The organism is Bacillota bacterium LX-D, assembly GCA_031628995.1.
GTDB lineage: Bacteria > Bacillota > DUOV01 > DUOV01 > Zhaonellaceae > JAVLUO01.
Genome location: JAVLUO010000005.1, coordinates 73,164 through 94,237 on the forward strand (window position 1 = coordinate 73,164; position 21,074 = coordinate 94,237).

A 21,074-nucleotide genomic window follows, 5' to 3' on the forward strand; every position below is an offset into this window, starting at 1 on the left:
TATGCAACGAATAAGGTTAACAATAGATAAAAAAGAATTTAATCTTATTTTTGGGCTTTTTTTATTGTGGATAATTGTTATGAAACAATATTGGTTACCAGAATGGCACAAAATAGAAAGCAATATAATTTCCTACCATTCTAAAGTCGAACAAATAAAATTTGAAAAAGAATATATTAGCAAATATAAACAATATACTAATCAAAATAAAAGCATAAAATTAAAATTAAACACTTTGAGTCAAAAATTTACAACTGGGATACCTAATGAACTACTCCTTGTAAGACTAGAGAACAATTCAAAGGAGTTACTTTTTTTAGAAATAAAGCCGTCGCCTATTAAAAATAATTTAGCAACAAAGTGTATCCCAATCAAGTTAAAAGTTCAGGGAAGCTATTTGAAGATAATGAAGTACATCCAGGAACTCGAAAAGAATTCAAATTTAATTATAGTAAATCCTACTTTCGAAATTGAACCTCCTGATATAGCTACGGCAGAATTCACCGTTGAATTTTATATTAGTAATAAACAAAAGGGAAAGGAAAATGAATTTATAGACTTGCAGTTGGAAAAAAATCTGCTTAAATCTCAAGAGCTTCCCCAAGTTAAAGCTGAAAAAAATCAAGAAAAAACAGTGAAAACCTTAGATGGTATTGAGCAAAAGAAAACAAAGACTGTTGGTAGTGATCAGAAGAAAAATGAAAACTTTTATGATGATAACTATAAATTTCCTATTCGATAAAGGTGAGAAATATGTTTAAAACTCATTTTAAGGCAATTTTGATAATCTTTTTAACCATTATTTTTTTAATTGGGAGTATACCTATAGCCTTTTCTGCCTCCTCACAGGAAAGTAATTATAAATTAAAAAAAATTAATATATATTTTAACGGCAAGAAATTTAATCAACAGATAGATGCTATCGTACAAGTTAAACAAGGAACCATGTTCATACCTATAAGAAAATTAAGTGAGATTTTAGGTGTAAGCGCAGATTGGCAGGGAAAAAATTCTAGTTTGTATTTAACTGAAATAAAAACATCTAACCTTGATTCAAAAAAAGTTTCGACTCCACTAGAGCAAATTACCGTGTTGCGTAACGTCGGGCCTTTTTACCAACAAAAGACTAGAAAAATTAAAATTTCTGGTAGAGAATTTGCCAGGGGAATTGAAGCTGATTTAGCGAAGGGCTCAAAAGAAGTTGTCCTCGAACTCAAAGGTAAATACAACTTACTGAATGGATATGTTGGAATAGATGATGAAACTAGAAATAGCAAAGGCGGTTTTACGATTACTTTTTATGGAGACGAATCTGAAATATACAAAAGTCAAACGATAAAACCATCTTTTTATCCTTTTTATATTAATATTAATGTGGCAAAAGTACAACGTTTACGAATTAAAATTGATTGGCATGACTGCGAAGTGGGAGATTACGATAAAATTATTGTTGCATTAGCTAACTTTTCATTTCATCAGTAATTATAGCCCTTGAAATTTTATTAAGGGCTTTTTGTATTTTTCTTTGAAGGAATATTCTAATTGTGCTTGAATAATACTACAAGGAAATATAGGTTTAAGAGGTGAAGTAATGTTAAGTCGGAACCAATTAAGTGAAGTTTTACAGACGGCATTACAAGAAGGTGGAGATTTTGCCGAAATATATATAGAACGAAAAATGACTTCTGGTATTACTTGTGAAGCTAATAAAATAGAACGCGTAGTTTCCGGTGGAGAAAATGGGGCGGGAGTTCGAGTTATTAACGGGGATAATACTATGTATGCTTTTACGAATGATATTACATTAAATGGGCTAAATAAAATTGCAGAGGCTGTGTCCAAAGCAGTTAAAAACCAAAAAAAATCTTTATCCATAAACCTAATAGAAGTTAAACCAGAATTGAAATTTCCCATTTTAAAAAGGCCAGAACAAGTTAAAATAGACGATAAAGTTGAAATTGTGCAAAGATGTGACCAATACGCTAGAGAGGTAGATAGTCGAATTAAACAAGTCACTGTTAGCTATGGTGATGTAGTGCAAAATATCACAATTGCCAATTCTTTAGGAAATTTTGTAGAGGATGAAAGAATTAGAACCAGGTTAGTAGTTAATGCCATAGCTGTAGATAAAGGAAATATCCAAACGGGTTATGAGTCTATGGGTGGCTTTTCTGGATTTGAATATTTTGATAAACACGACCCTGCTAAGTTAGCAAAAGAAGCAGCTCAAAGAGCCATATCTATGCTCTCTGCTAAACCTGCACCAGCTGGGAAAATGCCTGTTGTAATGGCAGGTGAGGCAGGAGGAACTATGGTCCACGAGGCCTGTGGGCATGGCTTAGAAGCAGACTTAGTGCAAAAAAAGCTTTCGGTTTATGCTGGTAAAAAAGGACAAGAAGTTGCCTCTAAATTAGTTACTGTAGTTGACGATGCTACTTTGCAAGGCAAATATGGATCTTTTAGATTTGACGATGAAGGTATGAAAGCACAAAAAACAGTATTAATCAAAGACGGTATTTTAGAAGATTATATGTACGATCGATTAACGGCTAAAAAGGATGGAAAAGAATCAACTGGTAATGGTCGTCGAGAATCCTACCAAAACCGACCCATAACCAGAATGACTAATACCTATATTGCTTCAGGGAAAATGATACCGGACGAAATTATTAAATCAACTTCTAAAGGTTTGCTAGTTAAGAAAATGGGTGGGGGTCAGGTGAATACAACTACTGGTGACTTTGTGTTTGATGTTACAGAAGGCTATTTAATCAAAGACGGACAAGTTGCTGAGGCTGTTAAAGGAGCTACTTTAACAGGTAACGGCCCCAATAGCTTAAAAATGGTTGATATGATAGGAAATGACCTAGGCTTTGGTATTGGAGTATGTGGAAAAGATGGGCAAGGAGTTCCGGTTACTGATGCGCAGCCAACTCTTAGGATTCCAGAATTAATAGTAGGCGGATTACTAGATTAAGGAGGAACTTAAGATGAATATTTTAGAAAGAAAAGCACAGCAAGCAGTAGAAATTGCCCAAAGTTTAGGAGCGAATATGTCTGAAGCCTATCTAGAAACAGCTAAAGAATTAAATGTAGAAGTAAGTTATCAGCAAGTTGAAGCAATGAAATTTGCGGATTCCCAAGGACTAGGTATGCGTGTTATTATAAACGATAAGGTTGGCTTTGCCTATAACTCTGATTTAAGTGAAGAGGCAATGGTGGCCACAGTTAAACAAGCCATAGCCAATGCTGAAAAAAATCACATTGATGAATTTAATGTACTACCTAAGCCTAGCAGCAGCTATCCCAAATTAAGTTTGCTAGATAGTTCGATACATGAAACATCTATAGAAGAGAAAATTTATTTAGCTAAGAGCATAGAAAAAGAAGCAATGGCCTTCGATCCTAGAGTTAAGATAATAGAAAATTGTACTTACCAGGATGCAGTATATTCAATTGCTTTAGCTAACTCAAATGGTATTACTAATAGTTACGAAGGTGCTTACTGCGGAGCATATGCTTATTTAGTGGCAGAAGAAAACGGGGATAGTCAAACTGGTTTTAGTTTAGATTATAGCTTGAGCTTTAAAAAGCTAGACCCAGCAAAAATTGGTCGCAAAGCAGCGTTTAGAGCAGTAAATATGCTTGGTGCCAAGGAAATAAGAACTCAAAAGTCCACAGTTGTATTAGATCCATATGTGGCTACTAATTTTTTAGGTATTATTGCACCATCCTTGTCTGCAGAAGCAGTTCAAAAAGATAAATCCATTTTTGCCGGGAAAAAAGGGAAAAAAGTATCTTCGGATGTTATTACAATTGTCGACGATGGTACTATGGAAGGGGCAATACTTTCTGCCCCATTTGATGGTGAAGGTATTGCAACAAGTGAAACTGTTCTAATAAAAGATGGGATCCTTCAAAATTACTTATATAATAGTTACGCAGCGTGTAAAGAAGGAGTTGAGTCCACAGGCAATGGAATAAGAAGTTCTTTTAAAAGTACACCTGAAATAGGCACAACTAACTTTTTTATTAAACCAGGACAAAAAACTAAAGAGCAATTAATTGAGGAAATTCCTAAGGGCTTATATGTAACAGAGGTAATGGGTATGCATACTGCTAACCTAATATCCGGTGATTTCTCCGTTGGAGCTGCAGGTATTTTAATAGAAAATGGAAAGCTGACAACTCCAGTAAGGGGTGTAGCAATCGCGGGTAATGTGTTTACCCTTTTAGAAAACATTGATTCCATAGCTAATGATCTTACTTTTTTTGTTGGAAGTGGATCACCAACTATCCGAATTGCTAATATGACAATTAGTGGAATCTAATTTTACTCTATCAAATTACTTAAAATTATGGTAAAATTTTGCCATGTTTAAAAGGAAGGGTCTTCTTGAAAATTTTAGTTGTTAACGGGCCAAATTTAAATTTGCTAGGAACAAGAGAGCCAAATGTTTATGGGAGCCAAGATTTAAAACAGATTGAACAGCAAATGCGCGAATATGCCCATCAGCACCAAGTAGAACTTAGATTCGAACAGTCTAATTATGAAGGGCTGATAATTGAAACATTGCACAAGGCTATGGGAGTCTATGACTTTATTATTTTAAACGCGGGAGCATATACTCATTACAGCATCGCTATCCGCGATGCAATAAGTGCTATTAAAGTTCCGGTGATTGAGGTGCATATGTCGAACATTTATGCTCGTGAAGAATTTAGACATAAATCAATTTTAGCTCCAGTAACTGTAGGGCAAATCTGTGGCTTTGGAACAGCAAGTTACATCTTAGCTATTAAAGCAGCTTTGTTGTTAGGTCAGGAAGGAAATAGTAATGTTGTTTGATAATCGTATTCAAAAATTAAAAGAAAGCCTCAATAAATTAAATTTAGAGGCTATTATTATTGCCAAGCCAGAAAATGTGATGTATTTAACTGGTTTTAAGGGTGGATCTGGTTTAGCCGTTATTACTTTAAATAATAACCATATTATTACTGATGCTAGGTATACAGAACAAGCTAAATTAGAAGCAGTAGGTTTTGAAATTATTGACCAAAAATCTAATTTAAGCAAGACACTAAAAACTATCTTAGAAAAGGAAGCCATTCAAGAGGTTGGGTTTGAAAGTGATTTTATTACGTATCACCAATTTATAGAGTGGAATGAAATTATTACACCCATTAAGTTAAAAGCAACAAATGGCATTGTGGAAAATTTGCGGCAGTTTAAAGATAAGAGGGAAATTGTAAGTCTGAAAAAAGCTGCCCAAATTGCAGATGCTGCTTTTGAATATATTCTAAAGCTATTAAAGCCAGGAGTATCTGAGCGAGATGTTGCTAATGAGCTTGAATATTATATGAAGCAGCATGGATCTGAAAAACCTGCTTTTGAAACGATTATTGTTTCTGGTTACCGCTCATCACTTCCTCATGGAGTGCCATCAACTAAAAAAATTGAAAATGGTGACTTTATTACCCTTGATTTTGGGGCAGTTTACGATGGATATCATTCTGATATGACTAGAACTGTAGTGGTAGGCAAAGCTAGTCAAGAACAGAAAAAATTATATAATACTGTTTTAGAGGCTCAGCTTAGATCGCTATATGCCGTTCGAGAAGGATTGAGTTGCCAAGAAGTAGATATGATTGCAAGAGACTATCTAAAAGAAGCAGGATATTGCAAAGAATTTGGACATAACCTAGGCCATGGCATTGGTCTAGCGATACACGAAGAGCCAAGGCTCTCCCCTAAATCAAATATTTTATTGGCTGCCGGAATGGCTGTTACAATAGAGCCTGGAGTATATATTGAGGGTTTTGGTGGAGTGCGCATAGAAGACTCAATAATAGTAACAAGTACTGGCTTCGAAGTCTTAACTAATTCAACAAAAAAATTAATTGAACTATAATCACAATAAGCAGGAGGTTTATTTATGATTTCATCTAACGACTTTCGTACAGGTTTAACAATTGAACTTGATGGGGATGTTTTTACTGTAGTAGAGTTTCAACATGTAAAACCAGGAAAGGGTTCAGCTTTTGTTAGAACTAAATTAAAAAATCGTCGGAGTGGTGCTGTTGTAGAACGTACCTTCCGAGCTGGTGAAAAGGTAGCAAAGGCTCATATTGAAAAGCGTGAAATGCAGTATTTATATCATGATGGTGATCAATACACTTTTATGGATACCGAGAATTATGAACAAATGACACTAACTGAAAGCCAGCTGGATGAAGCTGTTAAATATTTAATTGATAATATGAATATTGATATTTTATTTTACCAAGGACAGCCATTTGGTGTGGAATTACCTAATACAGTAATCTTAAAAGTAGCGGAAACAGAGCCCGGAGTTAAGGGCGATACTGCTACTGGAGCAACTAAACCTGCAACATTAGAAACAGGAGCAGTTGTACAAGTTCCATTATTTGTGAACGTTGGAGATTCTTTAATCATTGATACTCGTTCAGGGCAATATGTACAAAGAGCATAAACTTAGTAAAGTTTGTGTTTGGTGTTTATAACTCCCTTAATTAGGTAATACTATTGCTTGTAAATTAAATAAAAGGGGGAATTGTAATTGCAGGATATATCAAAGAAGGTTGCATATCTTCAAGGTCTGATGGATGGATTGGAAATCGATGCTTCTAGTAAAGAAGGTCGAATCATTGTTGAAATAATTAAAGTTCTTGAAGAAATGGCTGATGAATTAAAATCTATAAAAGCTGGGCATGAAGAGTTGGAAAATTATGTAGAAACTATTGATGATGGCTTATATGATTTAGAAGAAGAAATTTACGAAAACAATGATAGCTACGATGATGAGGATAAAAATGATTACATAGAAGTTGAATGCCCGGAATGTCATGATACTGTTTATTTTGATGCAGATATTTTAGATGACGAAGACTTGATAGAAGTCACATGTCCAAACTGCGAAACAGTAGTTTTTGTAAATGATCAAGAATTTGAGGCTGTGGTTGATAAAAATAATAGTAATCATGAAGATGATGAGATTTAGAATTTAATAGAAGATTCGATGTTTAATTAAATTTAAAAGAGTTGATGTTTATCGACTCTTTTTTTAATATATGGTTGTTCTTGCTTTTAAAAATTATATTTAAAGTTACTGCTTATTTTGGAATCGATTTAGGAGCTGAATAATTATTTTATTCAGCGTCCTCGAGAATGTAAAGAGTTTTGTGTATTTGGTTAAACTTACCATTAAGGGAGATGATCATTTATGCAAAACTCTTTTGCTAAAGAACTGGCAAAGGGCTGTAAAAGTGTAGAAGACATTCAAGAAAAACTAAAAGAATTATTTAAAACCACACTACAAGAAATTTTAGAAGCTGAAATGGATGAACACCTTGGCTATGAAAAGCATGAACCTTCTGGTGATAATAGTGGAAATAGCCGCAATGGATACAGCAAAAAAACCATTAAAACCAGGTTTGGCAAATCTGAGCTTGAAATATCTAGAGACCGTAATGCTGAATTTGAGCCGCAAGTCATTAAAAAATATGAAACAACTTCAAATCAATCAGAAGATCAAATTATCGCTATGTATACCAAGGGCATGTCTACTCCCGATATTGAAGGCCATATGCGCGATATTTATGGAATTGACGTACCACCAATTATGGTTAGTAAAATTACAGACAAAATTATGCCAATGATTGTAGAATGACAGTCACGACCCCTAGATCGTATTTACCCTATTGTCTTTCTTGATGCAATTCACTTTAAAGTTCGCCAGGATAATAGGATAGTAAATAAAGCGGCTTATAATGTTTTAGGTATTACTATGGAAGGACATAATATTACAAAAAAATGGACCATGCCTATAAGGGAATGGAAAGATTGTATCTCCCAATTTGCAATCTATTTCAGTGATAGAATAGAAACTCAGACAGTAATTTAATGGGGCTTCGCCCCAAAGTTTATCGCTTTTTTCCAAGGATAGCCATAAAAAAAATAGCCACGAAACCGATCCATGGCTATCCTCGTTACTTGCTAGACGATCAGGTTGCTCTCCAGCAGTTGCCTTATCCTCCTAGCAGGTAATGAATATATTACCCTAAAGCTGGAAAACAATACAAATTAGATTCAAAATATTTAAACGGAAAAATCAAATACACAAAATAATTGACACTCCCTTCATTCCATCTGTTAATTTGAACTCTGTTACATCAGTTAGCCATTTTTGGTTTGGTTTATCAGCGTGGAATTCCCTATTCAATATATTCTCAGTAGTAATCTGCGGCGTGTTTGGAATATAATTCTTTTTCTTTTTGCGGATAACAGATTTCATGTTAACAGACTTCATTAAATGATAAATACGTTTATGGTTATACTTCTTTCCCAGTATTCGGTTTATGTTTAGTTTCATCCTCCGGTACCCGTAAATACCTCGGACCTCCGTGTACAGTTGAATCATGACATCAAGAATCACTGCATTTTCCTTATCTGACTCACTCTCTGGACGGTTCAACCATTTATAATAGGCAGAACGAGCAATACCTGCTATTCTACATTTCAGTTATTGAGAATCTGGTTTCTTCGTTATACTTTTTAATGGCTGTATATTTATCTTCCCAGTTCGCCTCCTTTCCACTTCTTTTAATTTTTTTAAGAAGCCGTTCTCCATCTGTAACCGTTATTTTCAGCTTCAAGAAGTTTGACCTGTGCAGTAAGTTTTTGGGTTTCTGTCATTTCCTCCAGATCTTTTCGTTTTCCACGTTGGTCGGTAAGCGCCTCAGATCCGTCTTCTTTATACTTCTTTGTCCAGGTATAAACCTGTTGGTAGGAAACCCCGAACTTCTCCGCGGTTAGTTGATAATTATCATTATTTGCTATACAGAATGATATTATTTCAACTCTTTCTTCATAAGTTGTTTTTTTACCACTGGTCATGTGTTTATCTCCTTTTGAATTATGAGATTTCATTGTTTCATGACCATTGTAACTCTTTATCCATCTTTGAAGAACACTGTGAGATGAAATATGATACTTTTTACAGATTTCATACTGAGAAGCTCTACCTTCCAGATAATCAGTAACTGCTTGGATTTTTAGGTCACTGTGGTAACAGGTATTTTGGGGTAAACTTTGTAACCCAATTGGACCATAGGTTTGGTATTTACTTATCCATTGTAAAATAGTGTAACGACTAACGTGTAAAGCGGTAGAAATTTGCTCAATAGTATTAATGCCATTCAAATAATCCTCAACAGCATTCAATTTTTCTTCAAACGAGGCTTTACTTTTTCTTCCCACAAAAAAACTCCCTTATGGAACAGTTTTATTATTTTAACTGTCTACCATAAAGGGAGCATATCAATTCGCCGGTAGCCTTTTCTTGTGTTCCTATATTCCCAAGCCTTGTAATTTTCCATTCCAAGTTTCACAAGGTTATCATGTTTGGTTTTAATTTTCTTCCTTTGCTTCCAAAAACCGCATTTCTTCGTATCCTTCAAAATTTGGAAATCCCCTATTGTTCAGTCTTCCCACGGCGTATCAAGAGCAAATAAACTAATAAAATTTTAGTTGGCTTTTTTTGCATATAATTACCAAATTAATAATACTTATAGTAATGAAGGGAGGGACAACTTCGAATATGTCTATCATTTATAATGCAAATGATTCAAACAATGGAAATATTGCAAGTCGAGTTAAAGGAGAGATAATTTCTCTTTTACCTATAAATTTAAGAAATATATTTGATAAATTGGATACCAACGCTTTTAATGCTTTAGAAGAAATACGTTTCAGGGAGAATAAGCCTTTAATTTTAAAATCTGGTGATGATGAAATTTATTTAAATCAAGATGGTATAGTAAATTCAGCTATTAAAGCATATAAAGTTACGTTAGAAGATATTCAAAAAACCTTACATTTAATTAGCCAATGTTCCATTTACGCAATCGAAGAAGAATTGCGAAACGGATACTTAACTTTACCTGGTGGTCATCGTGTAGGTTTTGTAGGTGAAGTAGTGCTGGATAACGGAAAGGCTAAATCTTTGAAACATATCTCCAGTTTAAATATACGTTTAGCAAAAGAAGTTTTAGGATGTGCGGACAAAGTTATGCCGTATTTGTATGATGAAAAAAATAATAGAGCATATCATACATTGATTGTCTCCCCACCTCGTTGCGGAAAAACAACTTTATTAAGAGATATTATTAGGCAATTTAGCAATGGAGTAAGCAAAAAAAACATTGGCTTTAACGTTGGTTTAGTAGATGAGCGTTCAGAAATTGCTGCTTGCTACCTGGGTTCAGTACAAAATAATGTTGGGATAAGAACTGATGTTTTAGATGGATGTTCTAAAGCAGAAGGAATGCTGATGCTGGTAAGGTCCATGTCACCACAAATAATTGCTACTGATGAAATAGGACGTGTAGAAGATGTCCAAGCCCTGGAAGAAATTATTAATTCAGGAGTTACTGTAATAACTACAGTGCATGGTTATAACGTACATGATATTCAACAGCGTCCCAGCTTGCAAGCTTTAATCAATAGAAAAATATTTGATAGATATATAATACTAGGCAGAACTTTAGGGCCTGGGACAATAGAAGAAATTCTAGATGCTAAGACTAATTCCAATTTGATAACAAGGCCAATTCAAGGAGGGGGTGTGTGATGTTAAAAATCATTGGTGCGCTGTTAGTAATTATAGTATGCAGCCTATTTGGCTTTCGCATTGGAAAGTACTTTCAGCTAAGACCAATTCAGCTTAGAGAGTTAAGATCGTTGTTAAATCTATTAGAAACAGAAATAGTCTATGCTTCTACACCTTTGCCTATAGCTTTAGAAAAATTAGCTCATAGATGTTCAAAGCCTCTTGATACATTATTTTTAACTACAAGAGAAGGATTATTGTCTGGCTACGGGTTAACTGCGGCTGAAGCTTGGGAAAAGGGAGTAGCTAAAATTAAAAATGTAATAATGCTTGATCCAGAAGATTTGTCAATTCTAAACGATTTTGGTATGGGTTTAGGTAGTTCTGATAAACAGGAACAAATTAAACATTTAGAACTAACTAAAGAATATTTAAAACAGCAAGAGTACAAAGCAGAACAAAAAAAAGTACAAAACGAACGTTTATGTAAAACCATGGGATTCTTAACGGGAATGATAATTGTCTTAATAATGTACTAAAAGTGAGGTGGAACAATGATTAACTTAATGGATATTGGACTAATTTTTCAAATAGCAGCCATTGCAATTATTACAACAATTTTCTACACGTTTTTAAAACAGGCTGGTCGAGAAGAGTACGCTTACTTATCCCTTGTGGTAGCGATAGCTATCGTATTAATCCAAGTTGTACCCGTAATTACTAAATTGTTTAGAGCAGTTGAGCAGGTTTTTCAGTTGTATTAATAATAATTTATGCAGTAGCTCCTGAAAGGTGGATTATTAATGGATATTATACAAATTGTTGCCCTGGGATTAGTTGCAACGATTATTATAGTATTCTTAAAACAGAGCAATGCTTCTGCAAATGCTCTCTTAATTAGTGCAATAGTTGGAGTAATCATCTTCTTAACTATGATAGGAAAAATCGGTTATTGTATTAGAATTTTACAAGATTTGGCCAATAGAGCAAATGTTAATCAATATTACTTAGGAACGATTTTAAAAATAATTGGGATAGCTTATATTGCAGAATTTGCAGCTCAAGTATGCAGAGATGCTGGTGAAAGTTCAATTGGTGGCAGAATAGAATTTGCTGCAAAAATAATTGTCATGGTTTTAGCAATGCCAATAATCGCTGCTGTTTTAGAGTCAATTATTCGTCTTTTACCTTAAGGAGTGAATTTTAAGTTGAGGTTAAAACTATTACGAATCATTACAACTGGACTGCTGCTATACTTTGTTTTAATTAGTAACGCTTTTGCTAGTCAAGATATTTCCAGTTTGCCTAGCAAGGAAATGGAAAATTTAGATTTATCCCAAATTGAATCTTATATTAATCAAGTAGATAGGGATGTTGGTAAATATCTTCCTGATTTGGATCTATCCAGGATGTTTGAGGATTTAAAACAAGGAAAATTAAAAATTGATTTACAATCCTTTTTTCCTGGATTACTAAATTACTTTTGGTCAGAAATATTGGTTAACATTAATTTGCTAGGCATTTTAATTGTGTTAGCAGTATTATATGCTGTGCTAGAAAATATTCATTATGCGTTTGCAGAAAACAGTCTAAGTAAAATTACCTTTTGGGTATGTGGGCTGGCCTTACTTACCATAGCTTTGGGGAGCTTTACATTTACTATAGGAATCGCTAGGGAAACAGTTGATAAAATGGTAAGCTTCTTTAATTCATTGCTACCCCTATTAATTACATTAATTGTTTCAGTAGGTCATTTTTCATCTGCAGCCCTTTTAAACCCTGTAACTTTAGCTTCAACTGCATTTTTTAGCAACATTATAAACCAAATAGTTATTCCTTTAATCTACATTAGTTCTGTGCTCTTTATTTTAGACCATATAAATGATCGTTTTAAGGTAACTTATCTAGCAAAATTGTGTAAGGATGTATCTATGTGGATTATAGGTCTATCCTTAACTATTTATATTGGTATTTTAGGTATACAGGGTATAGCAGGCGGTGTAACTGATGGAATAGCATTAAAAACTGCTAAATTTGCTACTGGAAATTTTATACCTGTAGTCGGAGGCTTTTTATCCGATGCTTTAGAGACTGTAGTTGGTACATCGCTACTTATAAAAAGTGGTGTTTCAATGATAGGAATGCTTCTTATTATTTTAATTTGTATTTTCCCAATGTTAAAAATTTTATCAGTAGTCATAATTTATCGAGTAGCTGCGGCTTTGGTACAGCCCTTTGGAGCCAAGCCTATTGCTGAAGCCTTACAGACGATAGGTAATTGTTTGTTACTAGTTTTTGGTGCAGTTGCTTCCATTGCTCTTATGCTGTTTATGGCCCTGAGTATAATGGTCAAGGTAGGAAGACCCTTTTAATATATAGATCACAAAGGGTGATATTATGGAATTGATTAAAGAGATTGCGAGGAACATTATTCTTATAGTTTTTTTTGCAGGGGTTTTAGAAATATTTTTACCGGTAAGAACATCTGTTGGAAAATACTTGCAACTTGTTATGGGTTTGTTCGTAATAATTACTATTATATCTCCTATAGTTAAATATTTTGATCAAAATACATTTTTAGAAACATTAACTGATGCGGTACAACAAACAAAATCAAATGATATTATTTTTCAACAAGGAGTTGAGCTGAAAAAACAAAATGAATCACTAGCTGTGCAATCTGCAGTTGAAAAAATTCAAAAACAAGCAACTGCATTAGCACAACTTGTGCCAGGAGTAGATAAAGCTGAAGCAAAAGTAGATATATATCAAGATGGACAGACACTACAACTAAAATCAATTAAAGTATTTGCATCTGTAGAAGAATTAGAAACTTCTCAACAGTCCAGTGAAGTTGAAACAGTTTCTGTTGATCTTAAAACAAATGAAAAAAAAGATGCACATGTTTCCAGCCAAAAAACAAAACAACTGCTAGTTGAAACAATTGCTGGGTTTTATTCTTTGCGTCCGGAACAAGTTCAAATAGTTATTAAATAATAAAGGAGGAGTTAGAAATGGTGCCTTTCAAATTTAACATTAAAGAATTTAAATCCTTTCCCGTTCTTTTAGCTATGTTAGTAATTGGAATCGCACTTCTAATACCCTGGCACAATAATAAAAACGAGCAGGGTATAATATCAACCAACGCTAATAGTTCTATCGACAATGACGTAAATGATAATAATAAAAAATCGTCCAGTGATTTAGATAATTTAGAAAAAAATTTAGAATTACGCTTGCAAAAAAGTCTTAGCCAAATTGAGGGTGCTGGTAATGTTGACGTGACAGTTATTTTGTCCTCCGGGCCCAAATACGACTATGCTGTTAATGTCAATAAAAATGTTAAATCTGTGAGTGAAAAAGATCAAAGCGGAGGGACAAGAGTTACTACGGAAAATACGGAAGATGGTCAGCTTGTTGTCTTACAATCAAGTAATACAGGAAATGAAGTCCCTGTGATAGCACAAGAATTCAAACCAGATGTCAAAGGAGTTTTAGTAATAGCAGCAGGAGCCAATAATCCTTTAACAAAAGAAAAATTAGCTAAAGCTGTTGAAACTCTGCTTGATGTAGAACCGTATAAAGTAGATATACAAGCAAAAGAATAGGAGGGTACAAATTGACTATATTTACTAATAAAAAATTACTGAGTTCTTTTTTGCTGATCTTATTAGCAATGGTTGTACTTATTGGTTATCACGGAAGCAAAAATAAAAGTGTTAATACAATTAATGGGCAAAACAGTATAGTTAATGAAGAAAAAAATTCAGTTAATACAAAAACTAAATTAAATAGTGAAAGTGACACTTCTATTAAAAAGTCAAACGAAGATTTTTTTGTGGAGTATAGACTAGAGAGAGATAAAAATCGTAGTCGCCAAATTGAATTACTTATGCATACTATCGTTAACAACCCTAATTCTGGGCAAAAGGAAAGAGCGGAAGCACAGAAGAAAATATTAGATTTAACGAGTATGTCGGAACAAGAAATAAAGTTAGAAAATTTGTTGAAGGCTAAAGGTTATAATGAAGCGGCCCTATTTATTCAATCAAAATCGGTTATTGTAATTGTTCAAGGTGCTAATTTTACCGATAGTGACGCATTAAAAATTAGTGATTTAGTAAACCGTACAATAGGCTATCCGTTTGAACAGATTACCATTATCCCTAAAGTTTAATACAATTATTAAAGAAAATTATTGTTTAATAGGCAATTTTGTTATTCCTCAGTGGAGCATTTGGCTAGTAAAATAAAGCTAGCTGCGTTGGAATAACTAATTGCCTATTTGTTTAACATTTAATTTATAATTTTGTGTGTTACTATTAGATAATTAGTAGTTAATTTGTAATAATTTTAAAAATATGTTAGTTTAATTAAAAGTCTAATAAATTTAGTTTTGCAAAAATAATGTATACTTAACGAAAACATATTGCTATTACCATTAATGATTTAATATAATAAGCATTAACCTGTACATTTAGATTAAGTTAAGCTTAGGGATTATAATTAAGAATGATATTATTCAAAGGAGGTAGTTGGATGCACTCCGTTAAAATTACAGACACAACATTAAGGGATGCTCATCAAAGCCTTTGGGCTACAAGGATGCATACTGAAGATATGATTCCAATTGCTGAAAAATTAGATGATATTGGTTATCATTCACTTGAAGTATGGGGTGGTGCCACTTTTGATGTTTGTATGCGATATCTTGGTGAAGACCCTTGGGAAAGGCTAAGAACTTTAAAGAAGAGAATTAAGAAGACTCCTTTACAAATGCTGCTTAGGGGTCAATCTGTTGTAGGCTATCAACATTATCCAGATGATGTAGTGGAGGCCTTTATTGGGAGAGCAGTTTATAACGGTATCGACATTATTCGAATATTTGATGCTTTAAATGATTTACGTAATATGGAAGTTCCAATTAAAATAGCAAAAAGAGAAGGAGCTCACGTGCAAGGTTCTGTTGTTTATACTATTAGTCCAGTCCATACAATGGAACATTACCTTGAAACAGCCAAAGAATTAGAAAATATGGGTGTTGATTCCGTTTGCATCAAAGATATGGCTGGCCTTTTAGCTCCTTTTAAAGCTTATGAACTTGTTAAGCTTTTCAAAGAAAATCTACACGTTCCTATACAATTACATAGTCATTACATCGGTGGTTTAGCTGTTGGTGCCTATTTAAAAGCAGCTGAAGCTGGTGTAGACGTTATAGATACTGCTAGTGTTCCTTTGGCATTTGGTGCTTCCCAGCCGCCAGTGGAAACACTGGTAAGGGCTTTAGCTGAAACACCGTATGATTCTGGCCTAGATATCCCAAAATTGTTTGAAATAGCAAGATATTTTGAGGATTTAAGGAAAAATTTAGGTTACGAACGTGGTGTAACTAGAATTACAGATATGTGGGTTTTCCAACATCAGGTACCTGGGGGTATGATCTCAAATTTAGTTAGTCAATTAAAAGAGCAAAAAGCAGCTCATAGGATTGAAGAGGTCTTAGATGAGATACCAAAGGTAAGGGAAGAACTAGGATTTCCTCCACTTGTAACCCCCACCAGCCAAATTGTAGGTACTCAGGCAGTGCTAAATGTATTAGTTGGTGAACGATATAAGCTAGTTCCTGGTGAGGTAAAGGCCTATGTACGTGGCCTCTATGGTAAGCCTCCTGGGCAGATTAATCCAGAAGTACGTAAAAAAATAATCGGCGATGATAATCCTATAGAATGTCGTCCGGCAGATTTACTAGAACCTAAAATGGAAAAAGCGAAGGAAGAAATATCTTCTTTAACTACAGATATTGACGATATTATTTCATATGCATTATTTCCACAAGTTGCGCAGAAGTTTTTTGAAGATAGGAAAAAGGGCATTGTTGTCAGAGAATCCCATATGGAAGAAAAGAAAGCAGCTGACAAAGTAAGGCAGGAAGATATTAAAGATATCAATGCCAAGAAAGGGGTTAAAAAAATGGATATAAAAGAAATTAAAGAATTAATTAATATATTAAACGCAACTGATATAACGGAGCTGAATTTAGAATCTGAAGGCATGAAATTAAAGATTAGAAGAGGCAAAGATACAGCACCTTCAGAACAAGTAGTATCAGAGGTTAAGGCTGAAAAGCCTTCTAAAGAAAGCAAAGAACATTTAGAAGAAAATACATACAATAGTGCAAAAGCAGTTGCTGTGAAAGCACCTATGGTTGGTACTTTTTACTGTGCCCCTACACCAGATGCAGACCCCTTTGTTGAAATTGGATCCCAGGTTAAAAAAGGTCAAACTTTATGTATAATTGAAGCTATGAAACTTATGAATGAAATTGAAGCCGAAGTAAATGGCAAGATTGTGAAAATATTAGTAGACAACGGCGAGCCAGTAGAATATGGTCAGGAATTGTTTATTATTGAAGAGGAGTAATTTAAATGTTTAAAAAAGTCTTAATTGCTAACAGAGGAGAAATTGCTTTAAGGATCATCAGGGCTTGCCAAGAAATGGGAATAAAGACTGTAGCTATCTATTCTGAAGCTGATAAAGATAGTACTCATGTTAAATTTGCTGATGAGGCTGTTTGTATTGGTCCTGCCCAATCGAACCGTAGTTATCTAAATATACCAAACGTAATTAGTGCTGCTAAAGTGACACAGGCAGATGCCATTCATCCGGGTTATGGGTTTCTTGCGGAAAATGTTAATTTTGCGGAAATGTGTTCCAGCTCTAATATAGTTTTTATTGGCCCTCCACCTTCAGCCATGGAAGCAATGGGAGATAAAGCCAATGCTAGAGAAACCATGATTAAGGCAGGAGTACCTGTAGTTCCAGGTTCAAATGGAATTATTAACAATGAACAAGATGCCATTAAAATAGCTAAAGAAATTGGTTACCCTGTAATGGTTAAGGCTTCAGCAGGGGGCGGCGGAAAAGGAATGCGCGTAGCATATGATGATGAAAGTCTTCAGCAAGCTCTCTTAATGGCGCAAAGGGAGGCAGAAGCTGCTTTTGGCAACTCTGAAGTTTACATTGAAAAATGCATTGAAGAACCACGACATATTGAAATTCAAATTTTGGCCGATAAGTATGGCGAAGTAGTGTATTTAGGAGAAAGAGACTGCTCCATGCAACGTCGTCATCAAAAAATTTTAGAAGAAGCACCATCCATGGCTGTTTCTCCCGAACTACGTTTAAAAATGGGCGAAGTAGCAGTGCGTGCCGCTAAAGCTGTTAATTATGATAGTGTGGGAACTGTTGAATTTTTACTGGATAAGCATAATAATTTCTATTTTATGGAAATGAATACTAGGATTCAAGTAGAACATCCTGTAACTGAAATGATTACTAATATCGATTTAGTAAAAGAGCAGATTAGAGTTGCTGCCGGCGAAAAACTGGGGTATACACAGGATAATATAAAGATCAATGGTTGGGCAATTGAATGTAGGATTAACGCCGAAGATCCAAACCATGATTTCAGGCCATCGCCTGGTACTATTAGCACTTACCAGGCACCGGGTGGCTTTGGAGTTAGGGTAGATAGTGCTGTTTATCAAGGATATCAAATCCCCCCTTACTATGATTCCATGATCGGTAAGTTAATTGTTTGGGCCCCAGACCGCCAACAGGCTATTAATAAAATGCGCAGGGCCTTAAGGGAATTTCAAATTGAAGGCGTGAATACTACTATACCTTTTCATTTGATGGTTTTAAGCAACGAAGATTTCTTAAAAGGTGAAGTAACTACGAATTTTATTCAAACAAAGTTATCTTTGGCCTAATTGTTTATATATTGATAATTTGGTATAATATACTAGGTAGTTTATATAACTACCGTTATTTTTTGTATGGAGGAGATAATTAATGGATAATATTAATTTAGAAAATAATAGCAATATGAATATGGGTTCCATTCGCATCGCGGATGAAGTTGTGGCGGTTATTGCTGGTTTAGCTGCAACTGAGGTTGAAGGTGTCGCTGGGATGAGTGGTGGGATAGCAGGAGGAATAGCTGAGTTATTAGGAAGAAAGAATTTATCTAAAGGAGTAAAAGTAGAGGTTGGTGAAAAGCAAACTGCTGTAGATTTACACATTGTAGTTGAATTTGGGGTTAAAATTCCTGATGTAGCTCTAACGGTTCAACAAAATGTTAAAAATGCTATTGAAAGTATGACTGGACTAACAGTAATTGAAGCTAATGTACATGTCCAAGGAGTAGTATTCCCTATTCAAGAAACTGTAGAAGAAGAGACTAGGGTAAGATGATTTAAGGGGAAGTTCTAATGAAAAATAGCGAACGTTTATTTCTGGCCATTTATTCATTATTAATTATTGTTATTTCTTCTTTATTATTAATTGTTTCTATAAACCAAAACTTGTTAAGCTATGCTGCAGGGTTTCTTTCTATACCTAATAACCGATATTTACTTGACGCTTTTGCCATACTATTCATTATTGTCGGTTTAAAAACTTTTTTTAATCTATTTACAAAAAAACTTCCTGATTCCGCTAAAGTTCAAAATACAGATTTAGGAGCTGTAAATATAACTATCATTGCCTTAGAACACCTTGTAAGTAAGGCTGCCAAACAAGTAAGGGGAATAAAAGACGTTAAAGCTAAAATTAGATCATTGCCGGAAGGAATTTTCATAAAACTTAGGGTAATAATTAATCCTGAAAGCAGTATACCAATGGTCACCCAGGAATTACAGGAAACTGTGCAAGGTTACATTGAAAGGATTGCGGGTATTAAAGTTTTAGAGATAAAGGTCCTTGTTGATTATATTAGTCAGGATGCAAAGTCCAGGTTAGAATAGCACGGGGTGAACATAAATGGAATTAGAGCAACTAATAAATGTTTTATTTAAGCATCATAGGGGAAAATTAATAGGTATACTACTTGGGCTTTTTTTTGGGTTACTTTCCGCTGTGTTAGGTTTTTGGAAAGCTTTATTTATTGCCTTCTGTATTTTTGTTGGATATTATATAGGAAAAAGAATTGATGAAAATAAAAATTTTAAGAGCCTATTGGAAAAGCTTTTTAAAGAATAAATGAAAATTTTGAGGTGATTCTTTTTTGGGTAGACGTTTAGCTAGGGAAAAAGCCATGCAGGTTGTGTTTCAAATAGACGTAGGTAAAATTCAACCTGATATAGCAATAGAAAATATTATGCAAGAAACGGAATTAGCTTCTGATGATTTTGAATTTTTTAAGAAACTAGTGGATGGGGTTCTTGCCAATTTATACTTTTTAGATGAGAAAATAAAAAAATATACAATTGATTGGGATATAGAACGTTTAGCTAATGTTGACCGAAATATATTAAGATTAGCTGTATACGAAATGTATTTTCTTCCAACGGAAATACCCCAAAACGTTTCAATTAATGAAGCAATTGAGTTGGTTAAAAAATTCGGCAACCCTGAATCTAGTAAATATATTAATGGAATTCTTGATCGAATTAAAAAAGAGGCAGTAAGTCAGATGGGTGATAAAAATGTCTGATATTTTAGGTATTGATACCAGCTGTTATACTACTTCAGTAGCAGTTGTAAATACAAGTCAGCAACTAATAATGGAACACCGCCAACTGTTACAAGTTCCTTTGGGATCTAAAGGGCTTCAGCAATCTTGGGCGGTGTTTCAGCATATGAAAAACTTGCCTGTTTTACTTGATAAGGTAGCTGCAAAAATAAATTTTCATAAAATTAGCACCGTTGTTGTTAGCAATAGGCCAAGACCCGCAATAAATTCATACATGCCTGTATTTCAGGTTGGTCTAAATTTTGCTAAAACAGTATCTACAATCTTACAAGTACCTGTAAAATTAACATCTCACCAAGAAGGACATATTATGGCTGGTTTATGGTCTGCCAATGTGGGCTTATTAAAAAGATTTATTACGGTACATTTATCGGGAGGAACATCTGAAATACTTTTAGTTGAAAAATTGGAGAATGAAGAAACAGTATTCAACGTAAATCTACTTGGAAGTACCAAAGATATTAGTGCAGGGCAGTTAGTTGATCGAGTTGGTGTTGCCATGGGTTTTCCCTTCCCTTGTGGCTACTATATTGAAGATTTAGCCAAAAATGCACAAGGAACAATAACTATACCATCTACTGTTAAAAATACCGATTTTAGCTTTTCGGGAGCAGAAGCTCAGGCAAAAAGGCTACTTGAAAATGGTGAGAATAAGGCTGAAATTGCTAGAGCCATCGAAAGTTGTATCGCCAAAACAATTGAAAAGGCTATACTTAAAGCAACTGAAAAATTTAATTGTTCGGATGTTTTAGTTGTTGGAGGGGTTGCTAGTAACCAGTTTATAAAAGCTAGATTATGCTCCCGTTTACAACATAAGTCCTTTGGAATAAAAACATACTTTGCAGAAAGTAGATATAGCTCAGATAATGCGGTTGGTTGTGCTTTGATAGGAATACTTTAAAATTAAG

General features: G+C 34.3%; 24 protein-coding genes and 1 pseudogene. 24 read left to right on the plus strand and 1 reads right to left on the minus strand.

All coding sequences use genetic code 11. The features are described from left to right. The first annotated feature begins 1 nt into the window (after window position 1). The 9 genes and pseudogenes from RDV78_06120 to RDV78_06160 all read left to right on the plus strand — a co-directional run bounded on the left by RDV78_06120 (window position 2) and on the right by RDV78_06160 (window position 7,817). A complete protein-coding gene (locus RDV78_06120) occupies window positions 2-742 on the plus strand; it encodes a hypothetical protein (GenBank protein ID MDS1030069.1) in 741 nt (246 codons plus the stop codon). 11 nt (window positions 743-753) lie between these two features. After that, window positions 754-1,482, plus strand: a complete 729-nt coding sequence (locus RDV78_06125) for an NPCBM/NEW2 domain-containing protein (GenBank protein ID MDS1030070.1) — start codon at window positions 754-756, stop codon at window positions 1,480-1,482. A gap of 109 nt (window positions 1,483-1,591) precedes the next feature. Then, entirely contained in the window at window positions 1,592-2,977 is a 1,386-nt protein-coding gene (locus RDV78_06130; protein MDS1030071.1) for a TldD/PmbA family protein, read from the plus strand. A gap of 13 nt (window positions 2,978-2,990) precedes the next feature. After that, entirely contained in the window at window positions 2,991-4,331 is a 1,341-nt protein-coding gene (locus RDV78_06135) for a TldD/PmbA family protein (protein ID MDS1030072.1), read from the plus strand. A 65-nt stretch (window positions 4,332-4,396) separates the two neighbouring features. After that, a complete protein-coding gene (gene aroQ / locus RDV78_06140; protein ID MDS1030073.1) occupies window positions 4,397-4,849 on the plus strand; it encodes a type II 3-dehydroquinate dehydratase in 453 nt (150 codons plus the stop codon). Next, the gene (locus RDV78_06145) at window positions 4,839-5,912 is read left to right on the plus strand and encodes a Xaa-Pro peptidase family protein (GenBank protein ID MDS1030074.1); all 1,074 of its coding nucleotides are present in this window, start codon (window positions 4,839-4,841) and stop codon (window positions 5,910-5,912) included. Before aroQ ends, RDV78_06145 begins: the two co-directional genes overlap by 11 nt. A 24-nt stretch (window positions 5,913-5,936) precedes the next feature. Next, window positions 5,937-6,494, plus strand: a complete 558-nt coding sequence (efp, locus tag RDV78_06150; protein ID MDS1030075.1) for an elongation factor P — start codon at window positions 5,937-5,939, stop codon at window positions 6,492-6,494. Window positions 6,495-6,581: 87 nt separating this feature from the next. Further along, window positions 6,582-7,022 carry an AraC family transcriptional regulator gene (locus tag RDV78_06155; GenBank protein MDS1030076.1) on the plus strand — a complete coding sequence of 147 codons (441 nt, stop codon included), beginning with the start codon at window positions 6,582-6,584 and terminating at the stop codon, window positions 7,020-7,022. 222 nt (window positions 7,023-7,244) lie between these two features. Then, window positions 7,245-7,817: pseudogene (locus tag RDV78_06160) on the plus strand (transposase). A gap of 815 nt (window positions 7,818-8,632) precedes the next feature. Here RDV78_06160 and RDV78_06165 read toward each other — a convergent pair. Beyond that, window positions 8,633-9,280, minus strand: coding sequence for a transposase (locus RDV78_06165; GenBank protein ID MDS1030077.1), 648 nt, complete (start codon window positions 9,278-9,280; stop codon window positions 8,633-8,635). A gap of 340 nt (window positions 9,281-9,620) precedes the next feature. Between RDV78_06165 and spoIIIAA the strand changes: the two genes are divergently transcribed. From spoIIIAA to RDV78_06240, 15 genes are all read left to right on the plus strand, one after another. Beyond that, on the plus strand, window positions 9,621-10,652 hold the full coding sequence (spoIIIAA, locus tag RDV78_06170) for a stage III sporulation protein AA (protein MDS1030078.1): 1,032 nt from the start codon (window positions 9,621-9,623) through the stop codon (window positions 10,650-10,652). After that, complete coding sequence (gene spoIIIAB / locus RDV78_06175) at window positions 10,652-11,170, plus strand: stage III sporulation protein SpoIIIAB (protein ID MDS1030079.1); 519 nt, start codon at window positions 10,652-10,654, stop codon at window positions 11,168-11,170. The genes spoIIIAA and spoIIIAB overlap by 1 nt, the downstream gene beginning before the upstream one ends. A gap of 15 nt (window positions 11,171-11,185) precedes the next feature. Beyond that, complete coding sequence (gene spoIIIAC, locus RDV78_06180; protein MDS1030080.1) at window positions 11,186-11,395, plus strand: stage III sporulation protein AC; 210 nt, start codon at window positions 11,186-11,188, stop codon at window positions 11,393-11,395. 39 nt (window positions 11,396-11,434) lie between these two features. Next, entirely contained in the window at window positions 11,435-11,824 is a 390-nt protein-coding gene (gene spoIIIAD, locus RDV78_06185; protein MDS1030081.1) for a stage III sporulation protein AD, read from the plus strand. Between the two features lie 15 nt (window positions 11,825-11,839). Continuing rightward, entirely contained in the window at window positions 11,840-13,003 is a 1,164-nt protein-coding gene (gene spoIIIAE, locus RDV78_06190; GenBank protein MDS1030082.1) for a stage III sporulation protein AE, read from the plus strand. 25 nt (window positions 13,004-13,028) lie between these two features. Further along, window positions 13,029-13,628 (plus strand): stage III sporulation protein AF, encoded by a 600-nt coding sequence (locus tag RDV78_06195; GenBank protein ID MDS1030083.1) that lies wholly within the window; start codon window positions 13,029-13,031, stop codon window positions 13,626-13,628. A gap of 17 nt (window positions 13,629-13,645) precedes the next feature. Then, on the plus strand, window positions 13,646-14,239 hold the full coding sequence (locus RDV78_06200; GenBank protein MDS1030084.1) for a hypothetical protein: 594 nt from the start codon (window positions 13,646-13,648) through the stop codon (window positions 14,237-14,239). An 11-nt stretch (window positions 14,240-14,250) separates the two neighbouring features. Continuing rightward, window positions 14,251-14,808, plus strand: a complete 558-nt coding sequence (locus RDV78_06205; protein MDS1030085.1) for a SpoIIIAH-like family protein — start codon at window positions 14,251-14,253, stop codon at window positions 14,806-14,808. Between the two features lie 362 nt (window positions 14,809-15,170). Next, window positions 15,171-17,051 (plus strand): acetyl-CoA carboxylase biotin carboxyl carrier protein, encoded by a 1,881-nt coding sequence (gene accB, locus RDV78_06210; GenBank protein ID MDS1030086.1) that lies wholly within the window; start codon window positions 15,171-15,173, stop codon window positions 17,049-17,051. Between the two features lie 5 nt (window positions 17,052-17,056). Further along, window positions 17,057-18,403 (plus strand): acetyl-CoA carboxylase biotin carboxylase subunit, encoded by a 1,347-nt coding sequence (accC, locus tag RDV78_06215; protein ID MDS1030087.1) that lies wholly within the window; start codon window positions 17,057-17,059, stop codon window positions 18,401-18,403. Between the two features lie 82 nt (window positions 18,404-18,485). After that, a complete protein-coding gene (locus RDV78_06220; protein ID MDS1030088.1) occupies window positions 18,486-18,887 on the plus strand; it encodes an Asp23/Gls24 family envelope stress response protein in 402 nt (133 codons plus the stop codon). Window positions 18,888-18,904: 17 nt separating this feature from the next. Next, entirely contained in the window at window positions 18,905-19,438 is a 534-nt protein-coding gene (gene amaP, locus RDV78_06225; GenBank protein ID MDS1030089.1) for an alkaline shock response membrane anchor protein AmaP, read from the plus strand. Between the two features lie 16 nt (window positions 19,439-19,454). Further along, complete coding sequence (locus tag RDV78_06230; GenBank protein MDS1030090.1) at window positions 19,455-19,673, plus strand: DUF2273 domain-containing protein; 219 nt, start codon at window positions 19,455-19,457, stop codon at window positions 19,671-19,673. A 25-nt stretch (window positions 19,674-19,698) separates the two neighbouring features. Beyond that, complete coding sequence (gene nusB / locus RDV78_06235) at window positions 19,699-20,127, plus strand: transcription antitermination factor NusB (GenBank protein ID MDS1030091.1); 429 nt, start codon at window positions 19,699-19,701, stop codon at window positions 20,125-20,127. Then, window positions 20,120-21,067, plus strand: coding sequence for an O-sialoglycoprotein endopeptidase (locus RDV78_06240; protein MDS1030092.1), 948 nt, complete (start codon window positions 20,120-20,122; stop codon window positions 21,065-21,067). The genes nusB and RDV78_06240 overlap by 8 nt, the downstream gene beginning before the upstream one ends. The last annotated feature ends 7 nt before the right edge of the window (window positions 21,068-21,074 follow it).

Excerpts from the sequence above, each read along its gene's own strand:
- RDV78_06120 (MDS1030069.1), top strand. The coding sequence starts at position 2 with ATGCAACGAATAAGGTTAACAATAGATAAAAAAGAATTTAATCTTATT.
- RDV78_06125 (MDS1030070.1), top strand. The coding sequence starts at position 754 with ATGTTTAAAACTCATTTTAAGGCAATTTTGATAATCTTTTTAACCATT.
- RDV78_06130 (MDS1030071.1), top strand. The coding sequence starts at position 1,592 with ATGTTAAGTCGGAACCAATTAAGTGAAGTTTTACAGACGGCATTACAA.
- RDV78_06135 (MDS1030072.1), top strand. The coding sequence starts at position 2,991 with ATGAATATTTTAGAAAGAAAAGCACAGCAAGCAGTAGAAATTGCCCAA.
- RDV78_06145 (MDS1030074.1), top strand. The coding sequence starts at position 4,839 with ATGTTGTTTGATAATCGTATTCAAAAATTAAAAGAAAGCCTCAATAAA.
- efp (MDS1030075.1), top strand. The coding sequence starts at position 5,937 with ATGATTTCATCTAACGACTTTCGTACAGGTTTAACAATTGAACTTGAT.
- spoIIIAA (MDS1030078.1), top strand. The coding sequence starts at position 9,621 with ATGTCTATCATTTATAATGCAAATGATTCAAACAATGGAAATATTGCA.
- spoIIIAB (MDS1030079.1), top strand. The coding sequence starts at position 10,652 with ATGTTAAAAATCATTGGTGCGCTGTTAGTAATTATAGTATGCAGCCTA.
- spoIIIAC (MDS1030080.1), top strand. The coding sequence starts at position 11,186 with ATGATTAACTTAATGGATATTGGACTAATTTTTCAAATAGCAGCCATT.
- spoIIIAD (MDS1030081.1), top strand. The coding sequence starts at position 11,435 with ATGGATATTATACAAATTGTTGCCCTGGGATTAGTTGCAACGATTATT.
- RDV78_06195 (MDS1030083.1), top strand. The coding sequence starts at position 13,029 with ATGGAATTGATTAAAGAGATTGCGAGGAACATTATTCTTATAGTTTTT.
- RDV78_06200 (MDS1030084.1), top strand. The coding sequence starts at position 13,646 with ATGGTGCCTTTCAAATTTAACATTAAAGAATTTAAATCCTTTCCCGTT.
- accB (MDS1030086.1), top strand. The coding sequence starts at position 15,171 with ATGCACTCCGTTAAAATTACAGACACAACATTAAGGGATGCTCATCAA.
- accC (MDS1030087.1), top strand. The coding sequence starts at position 17,057 with ATGTTTAAAAAAGTCTTAATTGCTAACAGAGGAGAAATTGCTTTAAGG.
- RDV78_06220 (MDS1030088.1), top strand. The coding sequence starts at position 18,486 with ATGGATAATATTAATTTAGAAAATAATAGCAATATGAATATGGGTTCC.
- amaP (MDS1030089.1), top strand. The coding sequence starts at position 18,905 with ATGAAAAATAGCGAACGTTTATTTCTGGCCATTTATTCATTATTAATT.
- RDV78_06230 (MDS1030090.1), top strand. The coding sequence starts at position 19,455 with ATGGAATTAGAGCAACTAATAAATGTTTTATTTAAGCATCATAGGGGA.
- RDV78_06240 (MDS1030092.1), top strand. The coding sequence starts at position 20,120 with ATGTCTGATATTTTAGGTATTGATACCAGCTGTTATACTACTTCAGTA.